Origin of the sequence: Chelativorans petroleitrophicus (assembly GCF_025398195.1) — a bacterium.
GTDB classification, from domain to species: Bacteria; Pseudomonadota; Alphaproteobacteria; order Rhizobiales; family Rhizobiaceae; genus Chelativorans; species Chelativorans petroleitrophicus.
This window is the reverse complement of the sequence record NZ_JAODNV010000006.1, coordinates 35,828-51,059: the sequence shown is the minus strand read 5'-3', so window position 1 is coordinate 51,059 and position 15,232 is coordinate 35,828. Positions and strand designations below refer to the sequence as shown.

Genomic DNA, 15,232 nt, shown 5'->3' with positions numbered 1-15,232 from the left:
CTATGGCGGCGGCAATCCTTTTAATCGCGGCTGGCGGGCAAAGCATCGCGGCCGATAACGGGATGGTGATCGATCCCGCCGTCAATCTCGCTGCACTTTCGGCACAGCGGGACAAGACTGCCAGTGCCGCCTCACGGCAGCTCGGGCTGGTCCAAGGCCGGTTGGACGGCACACGCGGGCTGCGCGCGGAAGGCCGCAACATTCATTCAAGCTCGCTCACGATTCGGTTCACCGGCCGCTCGAAGGAAAAGAGCGCGGCCTTCGAAACACAGCATCTGCTTGCGCCCGAGAAGGAACGGCGCACACGGCGCGGCGGTGTCTGGTTCGCGGGCGACGTCACGCTGGACAGCGCCAGAGCCGAGGACCCGCGCCGCTCGGGCGTTTACAGCAATGGAGTGGCTTTTGGCGGCGATCTGAGGCTGAATCCTCGCCTGCTCATCGGAAATGCCACCGGCGCGGCCTTCGGCAGAACGGGCTTCGGCGCGGAAGGCACGCTATCGGCGCAAAGTCTCTCCAACACGCTCTATGGCAGTTTGACGACTTCGCGCGATACCTATCTTGACCTCGCCATCGGGGCTTCGCACGGCTCATATCTGGACGGCCAATCCGGTGCAGCGTCCCCATTTTCCGGTAACGGCTCCGCCAACCAGTTCTTCGGACAGGCGCGCTACAGCAGGAAGCTCGAACGCGGCCGCTTCCGGTTCCGCTCATATGGACAGGCTGACTTCCAGAAAATGAAGCTCGATACCTCTCGGCGGGCCGGCACCGGCGAACCCACCAGCGGTTCGGCTTCCTCAGAGCAGCTCAATTTTGCCCTCGGCATTCGCGGCGAGACCTCCGCGCGCATGCGGAAGGGCACCATGACGCAGCATGTGACGGTAGAGGTGTCGCGCACCACGCAACGGACATCCGCTGTGGCTGAAGGATCAGCGGAACGTGCCATGACCTTCTCGCGCAGCCGCTCAGGCAAGGTTGCCGCGCGCACGGGCCTCGACTGGGCGATCAGCGACCGCGCCAACATGCGCGCGGAATATTCGCTTTCCTCCGTGATGGCCGATTTTCACCCGCAGCAGAAAGTGTCCGCCCGCTTCAAGCTGAGCTTCTGACGGTCAGGATTTCTCCTGGCATTCGGCAATGGGCGCGGCGTCCTCGCCTTGCGTGACGTCGTAGAGAGAGCCTGCCTGCCCCTTCGTCCACCACACGAAGCGCCCGCCCGCATAACGCGCGCCGGAAGCGGCGATCACATTGGCCGCCACCACCGGTTCGCCTTCATGGGAGAAAACCGCGAGCGAAACCGGCCCCGCATTGACGTATTCCACCGTCATGCTCTGTCCGCCGCAATCATAAGAGACCTGGAAATGATCGGCGGGCGCATCCACCGGAAGCTGGATCGTGATTTTGGCAGCGGCGCTGCCGGCAAAGGCGGTAAAGCCCGATCCGGCTATGAGGACGAGAACGAATGAGCGCATGAAAGACCTCCTTTGCCGGCAAGCATAAACGCAAGACGGGCCAGCACAAATGGGTCAGCTCTCTCCGGCAGGCAGAGCAGCCTTAATCAGGCGCTTGGCATCCTCGCTCGCCCATTCGGCCGGGCCGTTCATGTGCGCAAGAAGACAGCCATCCGCGTCCACCAGAAGCGTGACCGGCAGGCCGAGCGCAAGCCCGCCTTTCTTCAGCTCGTTGAAGATACCGGTCGACGCGTCGCGATAGTAGGCGAGCGATTGAATGCCGATCTCCTGCAGGAAGGCCTTGGGTTTTTCATCGCCGCCACGGTCGATGTTGACGGCGACGACCTCAAAGCGGTCCGGACCCATCTCGCTCTGCAGCGCATCGAGCGCCGGCATTTCATGGCGGCAGGGCGCACACCAGGTCGCCCAGAGATTAAGCAGCAGCGTCTTGCCGGCAAAGTCCGCAAGCGTCATGGCCTTGCCATCCGGCCCGGTAAAGCTCAGGCCGCTCATGGAGCGCGGCGGATCAGCCGGCAGCATAGCCGCCACCTCTCCGCCAATGGCGGGCTCGAGAGCCGTCACCTTTTCAGCCTTGGCCGCACAGGCGGTCTCGCCGCCCATTTCCGCACCCAGGTTGCCAGCCGGCCCGCCCATCACGTATAGGGCGGTTACCCCGGCGAGAACGCCTGCGACCGCAGCGAGCGCGATCAGGCGAAACGCTGGCAAATTCCACTTCGGCATTTCTGACACCATTTCCAGCGCCCGGTTATCACAAATGAGCCAAGAGAAAGCCAGCAACCGTATGTGGGGCGGACGTTTTGCCTCAGGCCCCGACGCCGTGATGGAGGCAATCAACGCATCCATCGGCTTCGACCGCAAGCTCTACGCGCAGGATATCCGCGGCAGCCTGGCGCACGCGGCCATGCTGGCGAAAACCGGCATAATTTCGGCGGAAGACGAAAAGAAGATCGCCGAGGGTCTGAACGCGATCCTGGCAGAGATCGAGGAAGGCAAGTTCGCGTTCTCGACAAAGCTCGAGGACATCCACATGAATGTGGAGGCGAGGCTTGCCGAGCTGATCGGGCCGGCGGCCGGACGGCTGCACACGGCGCGCTCGCGCAACGATCAGGTGGCGGTCGATTTCCGGCTTTGGGTGAAGGAGGAACTGCAGCGCATCGATGCCGCGCTTGGGCGGCTGATCGAGGCCCTCCTTTCCCGCGCGGAGGAGCACGCGGCAACCGTCATGCCCGGCTTCACGCACCTGCAGGCGGCCCAGCCGGTCACCTTCGGGCACCATCTGATGGCCTACGTGGAGATGTTCGGCCGCGACCGCTCGCGGGTACGTGACGCAATCGCGCGGCTCGACGAATGCCCGCTGGGAGCTGCCGCGCTTGCCGGCACAAGCTTTCCCATCGATCGGCACATGACGGCGGAAGCGCTGGGCTTCCGCGAGCCCACTCGAAATTCCATCGATTCGGTGTCCGACCGCGACTTCGCGCTGGAATTTCTCGCTGTTGCCGCCATCTGCGCCACGCATCTGTCGCGGCTCGCGGAGGAGATCGTCATCTGGTCGACGCCGCAATTCGGCTTCATCCGCCTTTCCGACGCGTTCTCTACCGGCTCCTCCATCATGCCGCAGAAGAAGAACCCGGATGCAGCGGAGCTAATCCGCGCCAAGACGGGGCGCGTCAACGGCCACCTGATCGGGCTGCTGACGGTTATGAAGGGCCTGCCGCTCGCCTATTCCAAGGACATGCAGGAGGACAAGGAGGCGGTATTCGATGCCGCCGAAACGCTCGACCTGATGCTGGCGGCCATGACCGGCATGGTAGGCGACATGGAGGTGAACGCGGCCGCCATGCGCAAGGCGGCGGGCGCGGGCTTTTCCACCGCGACCGACCTTGCCGACTGGCTGGTGCGCGAGGCTGGCCTGCCCTTCCGCGAGGCGCACCACGTCACGGGTCGCGCCGTAGCGCTTGCGGAAGAGAAAAAATGCGGGCTGGAAAAGCTTCCGCTGGCCGACCTGCAGGCCATTCATCCCGCCATCACCGAGGGTGTCTATTCCGTTCTGTCGGTTGCCAATTCGGTGAAGAGCCGCACGTCCTATGGGGGCACCGCGCCCTCGGAGGTGCGCAAACAGATCCGTGCGTGGCGAAAGCGCCTGAAACGGGATGCACGCCCGCACAAAAACCGCTAGAACGCGACGACAGACCTTCGAGAATGGATTTCGCGATGACGGTCCGCAGAACGCTCACATTTCTCCTGCTCGGCCTTTCCGTCGGGCTTGCCGCCTGCGGCCGCAAGGGCCCGCTTGACACGCCCTATCAGGCCGCGGTTGAAGCGAGGGAGGAGGCCGAGCGGAATGACGAGCCGCTGCCGCCCGCGCCCGAACCGCCGGTCCGCGACCGCCCGTTCATTCTCGACCGTCTAATCTGATTGTGCGGCCAAACCCTGTTGGCCACACCCCTCATCGTCAATCCAGGGAATAGCGCTTCGCCCAGGCCATAACAATCAGGCGACATTCGGGAAGGTCCTGCCGGTGAACCATTTCAAGTATCGCGACGGCATACTTCATGCCGAGGACGTGCCGATACCGCAGATCGCGGCAAAGGTCGGCACGCCCTTCTACTGCTATTCGACAGCCACGCTCACACGGCACTACCGTGTTTTCTCCGAAGCGCTAGCCGGCATCGATTCGCTCGTCTGCTACGCGATGAAGGCCAACTCCAATCAGGCCGTCATCAAGACGCTGGCCAATCTGGGCGCGGGCGCCGATGTGGTTTCGGAAGGCGAGTTGCGACGCGCGCTCGCCGCCGGTATTCCTGCCGGGAAAATCCTGTTTTCCGGCGTCGGCAAGACGGCGCGCGAAATGGACTTTGCGCTTTCAGCCGGAATCCTCTGCTTCAACGTGGAGTCCCTTCCGGAACTGGAGCTGCTTTCCGCCCGCGCCACCGCCCTCGGGCTGGAAGCGCCGGTTTCCCTACGCATCAATCCTGACGTGGACGCAAAGACGCACCGGAAGATCTCCACCGGCAAGGCGGAGAACAAGTTTGGCATCAGCTGGAAGGACGCGCGAGCGGCCTATGCCCGCGCGGCCGTCCTGCCCGGGCTTCGCGTCACCGGAATCGACATGCATATCGGCAGCCAGATCACCGATCTGGCGCCCTTCGATCAGGCTTTCGCGCTTCTGACGGAGCTGACGGAGACGCTTCGCACCGACGGCCACGCGATCGACCATGTGGATCTTGGCGGCGGCCTCGGCGTGCCCTACCGCGACGACGCCGAGGAGCCGCCGCATCCGGAAGCCTATGCCGCGGTCGTCCGCAGGCATGTGGAGCGGCTTGGCGTAAAGGCCATCCTGGAGCCGGGGCGGCTGATTGCGGCCAATGCCGGCATTCTGGTGTCGGAGGTCCTTTATCTGAAGGAGGGCGAGGCCAAGAACTTCCTCATCGTCGACGCGGCGATGAACGACCTCATCCGTCCCACGCTTTACGACGCTTATCACGCCATCCGTCCCGTTCGCGAACCGGCACCGGAGACGCCACGCCTCACCGTCGATGTCGTGGGGCCCGTCTGCGAAACCGGCGATTTTCTGGCGCAGGACCGCACCTTGCCTGCAATGAAGTCGGGCGACCTGATCGCCGTCGCCACGGCGGGCGCCTACGGGGCGGTGCTGTCGAGCACCTATAATTCCCGTCTGCTCGTTCCCGAGGTGCTGGTCAAGGACGACAGGTTCCACGTCGTGCGGCCGCGCCTCAGCTACGAGGACCTCATCGGCCTCGATTCCCTCCCCGATTGGCTGTAAGGCCCATAATCAGAAGCGCGCGAGCCCTTCCAACGGGCGGGACCGCGGAAGATCATCCGGCCGATGGTCGCGGCGTGCGGGGAAAGGAAGGGTGGTGCTTACCGGCTGCTCTCGGTTTCGGCCGGCGCGCCGGCCCGGGCAAGACCAGCTCCCGCGTCCGCAACACCGGCGCGCCAGCGCGCTAGCACCTCCTGCTGCAAATCCATAACGGTGGAAGGCGCAAGCTCCTCGGCCGTCATGAACAGCCCCGTACGTCTTCCAAGCGCCGTCGCGGCATAGGAGGTCAAGCTGATGATGAGCGGCGCTGCCAACTGGGGTGCCGCGATGAGCATCACCCACGGCAGGTAGTCCGGCGCAAGCCGGTAGGCTGCACCGGCCGTCAGGAGTCCAGCCACCACGATCCACCAGCTCGCCGCCCAGGCTTCCGCTATGCCGACACGCCCTGCCTCGCGATCGGCGGCCGGCCAGCCCGCATCCAGCCCGGCCAGCACTTCGCCCACGGCCTTCGTCTGGAACAGCATCATCACCGGCGCGAGGATGCTCGTGCAGGCAATCTCCGCCGCTACACTTACGAGGCAGCGCAGCGTTCCGCCAAAGCGGCGGTTCCGGCCGGTAAGCATGCCGTCGATCAGGATGAGGAGCTTCGGCCCGATGAGAAGGCCGAGCACGCCCGTCAGCAGCGCAAGCGCATTCGCCTGTTCGACGCGCGGAAACACGGGCAGCCCCGGCACCGGGAAATAGTCCGGGATCACCTTCATGGCCGGAGCGACGATGCTGGCCGCAAGGAACAGCGCCCAAAGAGGCGCGGCCACATAGGCCATGATGCCCTGCACGAAAACAAATCGGTTCCAGCCCTTCAGCCCAGGCGCGGACAGAATGCGCGCATGCTGCAGATTGCCCTGACACCAGCGCCGGTCGCGCTTGGCATAATCGATGACATTGTCGGGCCCTTCCTCGAACGAGCCGTCCAGATCAGGGTCGATCCGCACCTCCCAGCCGTTGCGCGCGAGAAGAGCAGCCTCGACATAGTCGTGGGAAAGGATGTGGCCGCCGAAGGGCGGTTTCCCGGAAAGCTGCGGCAGGCCGCAGCTTCCAGCAAAGGCGCGCGTGCGCACGATGGCGTTGTGCCCCCAGAACGGACCTTCCCGCCCCTGCAGCATGGCAAGGCCGCGCGCGTAGACCGGCGAGTAATAGGAAGCGGAGAACTGGATCGCGCGACCGAAGAAGGAGCGCGCGCGGATCACCTTGGGCAAGCTCTGCAGTAGGCCGAGCTTCGGGTCCGCCTCCATGCGCCGTACCATCTCCATCATCGTCTCGCCTTCCATCAGGCTATCGGCATCGAGGATGATGAGATAATCGTAGAGGGCGCCGGAAGTTTTGATGAAATCGGCGATATTACCGGCCTTCTTGCCGATATTGGCCGTGCGGCGGCGATAGAAGATCCGGCAGGCATCGCCCACCTCCTCCTTCAGCCGCACGAGCCAGAATTCCTCCTTGGCCGCGATGCGCTCGTCATTGGTATCCGACAGGATGGCGAAGTCGAAACGCGACGCGGCACCCGCGCGCTCCAGGCTCCGGGCCATGGCTGCCACATGCGAGAAGGTCTTCGCCGGATCTTCATTGTAGATCGGCACCAGCACCGCCGTTGTTGCAGTAACCGGCTCATCGAGCCGGTACGCCCTGCGGCCGCGCAAAGTCGCAAGCCCATTGAGGGCGAGAACCGCCCCCCAGGCAAGCCACGCGGTGCTGATCGCCAGCAACACGACGCGCACGAGATCAAGCCATTGCAGCCCGTCGGACTGGAAATAGCCCACAGCCAGCAGACTGGCAGCTGCCGCGGTCACGAGGGCAAAGGACAGCGACAGAACGCGCCGCACACTCAGCATGGACCAGACTCCGTTAGGGACCGCCCTTTGGGCGGTCCGGCCTATCTTGGTGTCAGCCAGTCAAGGAGAGGCCTGAGAAGCAACACCCGTATCACCCGCGGGCGTGCCAGCACCTGCTCCGGCATCGCCATGGGTGCAGCAGGCAACTCGCTCTCACGAAGAACGCGGCGCATCGCGGATACGTTCTCAGGATTGTCCATCTGTCCTTCTCCACTGATAGGTCCAGATTTCAGAGAGCCGCAGTCCGTTCAGACTGAGGTAGCCGCTCAGTTCCACCGGCGCATCGCTTTCGGGAACAAGATCGATCACGAGGCGCCAGGCGCCATTGGCCTGGATCGGCGACACGGTGGTGTGCACGATCTCGGCGCGACTTGCCGAAACGACCGCTTCGATCTTCTGTTCCGAGGAAACGTTCTTGAGGATGTCGCCCTCGAAATCGACGACGAACTTGCGCAGGTGCTCGGCCTTCTCCTCCACGCCGGAGGTGCCGCCGATGCCGGTGCGCAGCGCCGTCACGCGCGCATATTCACCCGTGGGCTCCTCGATCGAGCCCCAGGTGAGGCGGTAGCTGTATTCCAGCTCCTGGCCGGCCTTGATCTCGCCTTCCGGAATCCAGAAGGCGACGATGTTGTCGTTGATCTCGAGCTCCGTCGGCAGTTCGACAAGGTTGATCGCCCCCTTGCCCCAATCTCCGAGCGGCTCGACCAGGAGCGACGGCCGACGCTGATAGCCCGCACCGGCATCCTGATAGTGGTCGAAGTCGCGGTCGCGCTGGAAGAGGCCGAAAGCCTTGGGGCTGGTCTCGATGTAGAACGAGTTGGCGAGTTCGCTCGGATTGTTGAGGTTGCGCCAGACCTCCTCGCCATTGGCGCGGATGATCTTCAGCCCGTCGCTGTCATGCACCTGGCCGCGATAGTCGTCGAAGGCGCTTCTGTTGTTTTCGGCAAACAGGAACATGGAGGTCATGGGCGCAATGCCAAGACGTTCGATATCGCGGCGGATGAACAGCCGCGCGGTCACCTCCATTACCGTGTTCTGGCCGGGGGTGATGGTAAAGGCATAGGCGCCCGCCACGCTGGCGCTGTCGAGCGCGGCGTAAAGGCGGATGGACTCGTCCTGCGGGCCAGGCTTTTCGATCCAGAAGTTGGTGAAGACCGGAAACTCCTCGCCCACGGATGTGGCCGTGTTGACCGCGAGCCCGCGAGCCGACAGGCCGTAGAGATTGCCGCGCCCGAGCGCGCGGAAATAGCTGGCGCCCAGGAAGGCGACCAGCTCGTCCATGACGTCCGGCCTGTTGAGCGGATAATGCAGGCGGAAACCCGCCACGCCGGGCAGCTCCACGCCCGAGAAAGCCTGCGCGTCCAGCGGCTTGCGGTATTCGAACACGCCGCTGTTGAACTCAAGGGGTGATGCGCGGCCGTTTTCCACCACGTACAGATGCACCGGCTGCTTGAACAGCCAGCCGGGGTGAAAAGCCTGCAGCTCGAACGGCGCCTCGCCCTTCCAGACGGCCTGATCCGGCCTGTAGCGGATCGCCCGGTGCTCGTCATAGGTGAGGCGGGCGATCACCTCCGGCAGTTCCTCCTGCGAAGGCTCGAATGGCTGGCCGGCCCGCTCCTTCATCATTGCGGTCAGCTGATCAAACGAGAAAGGTGTGCCCTCTTCCGCGCCGGCGGCGGGGTCGCCGCCTGGCTGCTGGGCGATGGCCGCGGTGCTCATGAGGGCAGCAGCCCCCAACAGCGCCTTGCCCCCGCAAACAAGGAAAGTACGTCGGTGCATGTGATTCCTGCTCAGATATGGAGATGCGCGGAACGCTGCGCCGTTCCCCTTTTGAAGAACCCGGGCAAACAATCCGCTGAGTTGGAAAAGGTTGAGGCGCGATCCCTCAAATTCCGCGACGAAACGTTACAGAAGATGATGCGATCAGCCATGCCGCGACTCCGCCCATCTGAAGCGGCCGGAAGGCTTCCGCGCCTATGTGCCTCGCGCTTACAGCTGCTGGCCGGCAGAGGTACAGAGCCGTTCGCAACGGGGCGATATGGAGCATGCCGCATATCCGCCATGGCGGATGCCCGGGCCGCGAATTTAGATATTGTACGGCATGCGAAATTTTCAATCGCATCTGCATTTCGCGCACGTTGCGTCTCAGGGGGACAGTGCCAGGCCCGGCGGATGCGACGTTCGGACGCAAGTTTTCCAAAGAGGTCAGCATCAGCTCGAACTGGCGCCATTCCTTTATTACGAGGCGCGGGAAAAGGCAGTGGTTATTTGCGCTTTGGTCGTTTCTTTGTGGATGGCCGCGGACTTTCAGGAGGGGTATTCGCAAGCGAAGGTGCCGCCGCATATGGAGCGAATGGCGCAAATTATCGGAACGCAAATTTATCCAAAGAATGAATGACTTGCCTCCCGGGGCCGCGACGCTACGAGGCATTTAATTCATTTTTCAAAGATTCAGATGGTGATCCCGGCAGGATTCGAACCTGCGACCCTCAGATTAGGAATCTATTGTCAACAATTTTCATCATTATAAAGTATTGATTTCACTTGGATTGGCATCTCGAAACTCCCGCATATCCGTTTACAAGTCGGTAGAAAGTCGGTAGAAGCCGCCCCCACACAATCAGGACGAGACGGAAAAATGCCGACGATCCGCAAGGAAATCGGACCTTCAGAGATCGCGGAGGCGAAGCGGCTGGCGGCCCAGGGTCAGGCCAAATCATTCATCTTTTCTGACGTGGTTGAAAAAGGCCTCCGGCTCGTCGTGGAAGGGCATTCGGTCCGATGGCAACTAAACTGGGGAAGCAAGACGAAAAGGCTGGGCGGTCTCGACAAGATCAAAAATGCCAAGGCGGCCAGGGAAACTGCGCGGAAGGTGCGGGACCTGCTGCGCGACGGCGTAGATCCTGAACGGTACCTGACGGGGCTCGCAGCCGGAAAAGACGAAGGCGAGGCGAAAGCGGCGGCCGAGAAGGCAACGAAGATCGCGGCCGGCACGTGGACATGGGAAAAGCTGGTTGAGGAATATACGGAAAGCTACCTCGGCAAGCCGCGTGTCGTGAGGGGGACACTTCGCCCGCCGTCCGAGCGGAGCGTCAAGATTGCCCGTTATGCCCTTACGATCCCGGAAGCGGATGGCCTCAGGGGCAAGATGCTAGCGGAACTGGACATTCCTGACCTCGAAGCAGTCCGGGACGCGGCAGCCATGCGGGGGAAGACCCCTTCCCGCTCTTTTGTCGCCAACGCGAAGGCGGCGCTTAGCTTTGCAAAGCGCAAACACGCGGGCAAATCGGGCCTGCACGGGATTCCGCGATGGTGGCTGGAGGTCCAGCCACTCGATGAAACAGCGGTCCAGCCGCGCACCCGGATGCCGTCCTTGAGTGACATAGCGAAGGTGCTCTATGTCGCTGAAAAACATCGGAAGGTGGAGGGGCGCAAGGCAGCGCGGGAGACATCCGAGGTTGTCGTGTGTGCCCTGTGGTGGCTGTTCCTGACAGCCCAGCGGTCCAGCGCCGCGATGGCGGTGGAACGCGCCTGCATACTGCCATGGCCGGAAGGCCCGAAAGGCTGGAAGGTGGCAGCATGGCAGGAATCGCAAATGAAATCCAAGCGGTTCCACGCCTTGCCGATTCCGCCCCGTCTCGTGCTGCTTGTGGATCGGGCAATTTCTGCCTCGCCAAGGGAGTCGAGGTTTGTCTTCCCCCGGCTGACACAGAAGGAAGGCGAGGCGGACAAGCCGATATCCACGACAGCAACGCGGGATTACATCGCGCGGCTGCGCGGCATGCCGCCGAAGACGCCGAAGGGGCGGCAGCGAAAGGACCCCAAGCGAAAAGCGCAGGAAATCAAGGGGCGGCTCAGCAACCATCTGGAGGATGTGCCGCACTTTTCGGCACACGACCTGCGCAGGACATTTGCAACCATATGCAGCGACCGCAAAGTGAGACCCGATGCCATATCTGCGGTGCTCGATCATGCGGGGCTGGAGACGGGGCAAAAGACGCTCCGGAGCGCAGACGTGACACGGCTCGCCTATGACTACAGTCAACGGCTGGCCGTGAAGGCGGAAGCCATGAAAACGTGGTGCGATGCCGTTTTTGAGGCGGTCGAGAAGGAATGGGCGAAGCATCGGCCGATGCCCCCCCTGCTCGCTCGTGTCCCGCCACCGGTACGACGGGAGGCGCAGGAGACCGCAAAGCCGAGAGGGATCCCCTTCTCGGCCTGGTACCCGTGGTACGTGATCGCGGAACGGGAACAGGCTGCGGCCCGGAAACCGCTGCCGCCGTTGTCCGCCCTGAAAGACAATTTCGAGGATTTCAGCCAGGCTCCTGACCCTGAGGCCTTCCGGTAGGGACAGATCCTCCAAGGCAATGCGGCTTGCAATCCCATGCATTGCACTGGCATCAGGAACCCTCCTGCGGGTCGTATGGCATTGGATCGGCGAGGAATGGTCGCGGTGACGAAAGGAGAAAACTGATGGGTCGGGCAAACGCCAGCTACCTTCCAGCCGTCATCGGCCACTTCGGAGACCACGTTGCTTCCGGCAGCCGTGCGGCAAGGTTCCTTCGCCAGGAAAAGCCGCTGGATGACGAGGCGCTTGCTGCCCTGCGCCGCTATTCCGTGAGCGCATATCCAGGACAGGAGGATGGCAAAGCTCTCAATGCCGCTCTCGCCGCGGGAAACGGCCTCCACGGGGAATGGGCAGAAGCCATGGACAGGACTTTCGCGTGGACATTCACAAGGGATGTGATCCTCTGGAGAGGATTCTCGACACCGTTCGTTCCCGGGGAACCGTCTCCATGCTTCGTCTCCGCTTCCCTGGTCGAACGCCAGGCACGAAAGTTCAGGAGCCGGGGCGGTGCCGGCGTGGCTGCGATCCTTGTCCCGGCAGGAATGCCCGTTACGGTTCCCGCCTTCGTGTGGCGCGAGGGAGATGACGAGCGCACCCTGATGGTCGTGCGCTACGAGCGAGAGGTCGTGCTCCCGAGGGGAACAGTTCTTCACGCCGAAGGGCATGTCCGTCCGTTTGGCGATGCCGTGCGTGCGAGTGTCATGCTCTGCCGCGCACGCGGGCCAGAACTCAGGCTTTAATTCCGAAGCAACGGCCGCAACGCGGGGAGGAAGGCACGCGGCCTGCTGCCGTTGCCCGCCCTGAACCGTGCGAAGGCGTAACGGAATTTCCAGTTACGCCTCCTTCAGGCTCCGCATGCCCCTCCCCGGAATCCGGAACTCCTCGGCGAGCGCGCTGGGGAGGCGGATGCCGGATTCCGCCGCGCCCTGCATGCGGACGCGGGCAATGGCTTCGCGGCCCTGCCGGCGCCAGTCGCGGAGGGCGCGACGGGGGCTGCGGCTGACCTCCCGGAGGAGGCGGTGCCAGTCCTGAGGCTCGGCGGCGCGGAGCTCGAAAAACACCTGCAGCGCGTGGTCGCTGGCGATGCGGGTGTCCGGACCCAGCCACGGGCACCAGGGCAGGCCGGGGCGGCGGGCCTGCCGGAAGGCCCTGCCATCGCAGCGGCCAATGGCCTCCGCCGCGTCGGACGCCACCCAGCACCCAAGCGCCCCGTCATAGCGGTAGTATTCGGGGAATGCCAAGCCATGCGCCCGCCGATGGACATATCGGCGGAGCGCGTGGGCCTCGCCGTCGGGCATCATGTCGGCCTCCGCTCGTGAGTCTCCGCGTCAGGATGCGGCACCGGCCGGCGGGGAGCGGCCTCGAAGGACGTGCTGCCATCGGAGTACGCCGTGCCGATGGCCGCGCTGCGCCCCTCGGCATCCAGCACGTCCTTGTATTCGTAAGCCTCCGACAGGTCCTCGGTTTCGAGCTCCACAGCCCCGTGCTCGTTGCTGACCACGTAGCCGACGACCCGCGGCCCGGCCTTGCGGCGCTCGTCCTCGGCGGCACGGGCGGCCCGGCCATAGGAACGGAAATCGGCGAGGGCCGCGACGACATCGGCTTCCGGCTTGCCGACAAGCCTGCCGCGCTGCTCGTCGTCGAGGTGGAGTGTCACGAAATCGGCGAGGTCCCTGTCGTTGGTGCGGAGGCGGGTTAGGGCCTCGGCATTGCCAGAGGCGGCCTCAAGGAGGAGCGAGGCTATGGCCTTGCGCCGCTTGATCTCCTCGATCTCCTCGCCTTCGGCCTTCAGACGGCTGCGGTCGCGATCATAGCGCGCGCGGACCTCCTCGGAGGGGTGATAGAGCTCGCCAGTCGCCTGGTCGTAGACAGTGATCCCCTGCCGCTGCGCCTCAAGCCAGATTTGGTCTGCGAACGCCTGGTCGCCCCAAACCTCGACCTCGCCAGCCCACTCGGCGGCTGCTTTCTCGACCATCGCCCTGACGGCTGCATCGCTGGCCACGGGGCCGTGCACGCGGAGCTCGTCGCCGAGATCCTGCAGGCGGCAGCGGCCGATCTCGATCCACACGCCGTCCGGGGCCTCGGTAATGCGGTGGTAGCCGCGGCTGCGCCAGCGGTCCGCGAGGGATTCGACCTCGGCGGCCGGGAGCGCGGGAATCCCGTCCGGCTTCCGGCGCTGGCGGATGCCAGAACCCCTGCGCTGGAGGGTGCGGAGCTGCTCCAGGCGTTCGACGGCATCCACGTCGCCAGCCGCCTCGATCGCGGCGGCGAGCGCGTCGGCCTGCCCGCGCTGGCCGTAGACCCTTGCGATACGGTTGCGGACTTCGACATGCCCGCCGTCCTTCGTCGCGATGCGCGTGAAACTCGGGTCGCTCGTGTCGACGAAATGCAGGCTGCCAGCCCAGCCTTCGACGCTCAGGAGGTCGGGGAACCGCTTGCGCAGCAGGCGCGCTTTGAAGTCCATTTTCGTGCGAGGGCGGATGCCTCCTTTCGCCTGGCGCGCGGGGTTGGTCTGCATGATCTCCTCCTCGGTAGCTGTGAGTGCGTTTGCCACGATCCGTGCCTGCCGCATGGCGGACACGGCGGCAGTGCGGCGATCGTGCCGCCTGCGTCTGAGAACGGCCCGCTTGCGGCCCTCGCCGATGCGGGGTTCAGGTTCACGATCGTGGAGGCCGCGCGCTGCGTTGCTGCGGTGGTCTGCCCGGCGGACGCTGCCTGCCCGGGCGAGAAAATCATTCATTAAGGCAGCGATGCGCTCGCGCTCAGCTTTCAGGGCTTCGCCGCGTTCGCCACCGCCATGGCGGCCGCCGGATTCGAACATCGCAGTCAATGCCGCATTGCGGGTCCTCGCGAATCCAGACTCGGGTGACGGGTCCAGAGCGCGCGTGGACAGCATGACATGAAAGTGGGGCTGCTCCTCCCCGTCCGCCGCGCGCGGGCAGTGATAGGCAATGTCAGCAATGGCACCGGCGGCAACGTACGGTGCAACGGCCTGCTCGATAAAAGCGCGGCGATCCTCCTCGGGAATGTCGCGGGGAATGGTGATTAAAACCTCGCGCGCGACAACGGCATCCCTCCGACGCTCGGCCCGCTCGACGCGGTTCCACAATTCCTCGCGGTCGTAAGCCCACGTGGGCGCGCCCGGAGGCGCGATTATGAACGCGTCCCGGCAGGGCTTCTTACGGTAGTCGAACCTCTCGCCTATGCGCTCGTCGGTGAGGCGAGAGGCGCTGCGGTAGGCAGCGGCGGCTACGGCGGAGCGACCCGCGCTCCGCTGGAAAACGCTCACGCGGACATTGAAGATCGCGCTGTCGGGCGGGAGCGACGTCGTCACGCGAAAGACTCCTCGACGACGTACCCGGCCAATTCGAGTTCGCAGAGAAGCGCATCGCGTTGCTCGTTCATGCCGATCATCGCGGCACGGCCATCGATCGCGATGCGGTGAAGTCCGACGCGACGGCCGTAATGCTCCATCCGAGCCTCAGTCAGTCCGTCCGCGCGGACAGCCAAAAGCGGCGAATCCCGGAAGCGGCGCCAGCGTAGATGAACGGCGAAAATCGGCGCTTCGGTCGCCACTGAATCCTCCCGGCTCAACCGCCTGACTCCTGCTTCCATCGTCTCGTCCTCCTCCGTCGCGGCTTCAGGCCGACAGGCGCGATTGCGTTGCTTGCAACGCTTAATCGCGCCCTTCAGGCCAGGGAGGCCTGACCCCTGGGGCCTACCCACTCATGTTTTGTCGGCGGTT

Annotated in this window: 13 protein-coding genes; 6 read left to right on the top strand and 7 right to left on the bottom strand. The window is 64.1% G+C overall.

The window, feature by feature from the left end:
- Positions 1-2: 2 nt before the first annotated feature.
- Positions 3-1,106, top strand: coding sequence for an autotransporter outer membrane beta-barrel domain-containing protein (locus NYR54_RS05020; RefSeq protein ID WP_261514515.1), 1,104 nt, complete (start codon positions 3-5; stop codon positions 1,104-1,106).
- Positions 1,107-1,109: 3 nt separating this feature from the next.
- Here NYR54_RS05020 and NYR54_RS05015 read toward each other — a convergent pair whose 3' ends face one another.
- Positions 1,110-1,469: an MliC family protein gene (locus NYR54_RS05015; RefSeq protein WP_261514514.1), complete on the bottom strand. Its 360-nt coding sequence runs from the start codon at positions 1,467-1,469 to the stop codon at positions 1,110-1,112.
- A 54-nt stretch (positions 1,470-1,523) separates the two neighbouring features.
- Positions 1,524-2,189, bottom strand: coding sequence for a thiol:disulfide interchange protein TlpA (tlpA, locus tag NYR54_RS05010; RefSeq protein WP_261514513.1), 666 nt, complete (start codon positions 2,187-2,189; stop codon positions 1,524-1,526).
- Positions 2,190-2,223: 34 nt separating this feature from the next.
- Between tlpA and argH the strand changes: the two genes are divergently transcribed.
- From argH to lysA, 3 genes are all read left to right on the top strand, one after another.
- A complete protein-coding gene (gene argH, locus NYR54_RS05005) occupies positions 2,224-3,645 on the top strand; it encodes an argininosuccinate lyase (protein ID WP_261514512.1) in 1,422 nt (473 codons plus the stop codon).
- A 35-nt stretch (positions 3,646-3,680) separates the two neighbouring features.
- On the top strand, positions 3,681-3,884 hold the full coding sequence (gene lptM, locus NYR54_RS05000; RefSeq protein ID WP_261514511.1) for an LPS translocon maturation chaperone LptM: 204 nt from the start codon (positions 3,681-3,683) through the stop codon (positions 3,882-3,884).
- Between the two features lie 103 nt (positions 3,885-3,987).
- The gene (gene lysA / locus NYR54_RS04995) at positions 3,988-5,253 is read left to right on the top strand and encodes a diaminopimelate decarboxylase (RefSeq protein ID WP_261514510.1); all 1,266 of its coding nucleotides are present in this window, start codon (positions 3,988-3,990) and stop codon (positions 5,251-5,253) included.
- A gap of 98 nt (positions 5,254-5,351) precedes the next feature.
- On the opposite strand, the gene mdoH is transcribed toward lysA, so the two are convergent.
- Together mdoH and NYR54_RS04985 are read right to left on the bottom strand one after the other, a co-directional pair.
- The gene (gene mdoH, locus NYR54_RS04990; protein WP_261514509.1) at positions 5,352-7,139 is read right to left on the bottom strand and encodes a glucans biosynthesis glucosyltransferase MdoH; all 1,788 of its coding nucleotides are present in this window, start codon (positions 7,137-7,139) and stop codon (positions 5,352-5,354) included.
- Between the two features lie 186 nt (positions 7,140-7,325).
- Complete coding sequence (locus NYR54_RS04985; RefSeq protein ID WP_261514508.1) at positions 7,326-8,918, bottom strand: OpgD/OpgG family glucan biosynthesis protein; 1,593 nt, start codon at positions 8,916-8,918, stop codon at positions 7,326-7,328.
- Positions 8,919-9,777: 859 nt separating this feature from the next.
- On the opposite strand from NYR54_RS04985, the gene NYR54_RS04980 reads away from it, so the two are divergent.
- Together NYR54_RS04980 and NYR54_RS04975 are read left to right on the top strand one after the other, a co-directional pair.
- The gene (locus NYR54_RS04980; RefSeq protein WP_261514507.1) at positions 9,778-11,487 is read left to right on the top strand and encodes a site-specific integrase; all 1,710 of its coding nucleotides are present in this window, start codon (positions 9,778-9,780) and stop codon (positions 11,485-11,487) included.
- 125 nt (positions 11,488-11,612) lie between these two features.
- Entirely contained in the window at positions 11,613-12,227 is a 615-nt protein-coding gene (locus tag NYR54_RS04975; protein ID WP_261514506.1) for a hypothetical protein, read from the top strand.
- A 93-nt stretch (positions 12,228-12,320) separates the two neighbouring features.
- On the opposite strand, the gene NYR54_RS04970 is transcribed toward NYR54_RS04975, so the two are convergent.
- From NYR54_RS04970 to NYR54_RS04960, 3 genes are read right to left on the bottom strand one after another with little or no spacing between them, the layout of a single operon-like run.
- On the bottom strand, positions 12,321-12,788 hold the full coding sequence (locus NYR54_RS04970; RefSeq protein WP_261514505.1) for a hypothetical protein: 468 nt from the start codon (positions 12,786-12,788) through the stop codon (positions 12,321-12,323).
- The gene (locus tag NYR54_RS04965; RefSeq protein WP_261514504.1) at positions 12,785-14,821 is read right to left on the bottom strand and encodes a MobA/MobL family protein; all 2,037 of its coding nucleotides are present in this window, start codon (positions 14,819-14,821) and stop codon (positions 12,785-12,787) included. Before NYR54_RS04965 ends, NYR54_RS04970 begins: the two co-directional genes overlap by 4 nt.
- Complete coding sequence (locus NYR54_RS04960; RefSeq protein WP_261514503.1) at positions 14,818-15,063, bottom strand: hypothetical protein; 246 nt, start codon at positions 15,061-15,063, stop codon at positions 14,818-14,820. Before NYR54_RS04960 ends, NYR54_RS04965 begins: the two co-directional genes overlap by 4 nt.
- Positions 15,064-15,232 lie beyond the last annotated feature (169 nt).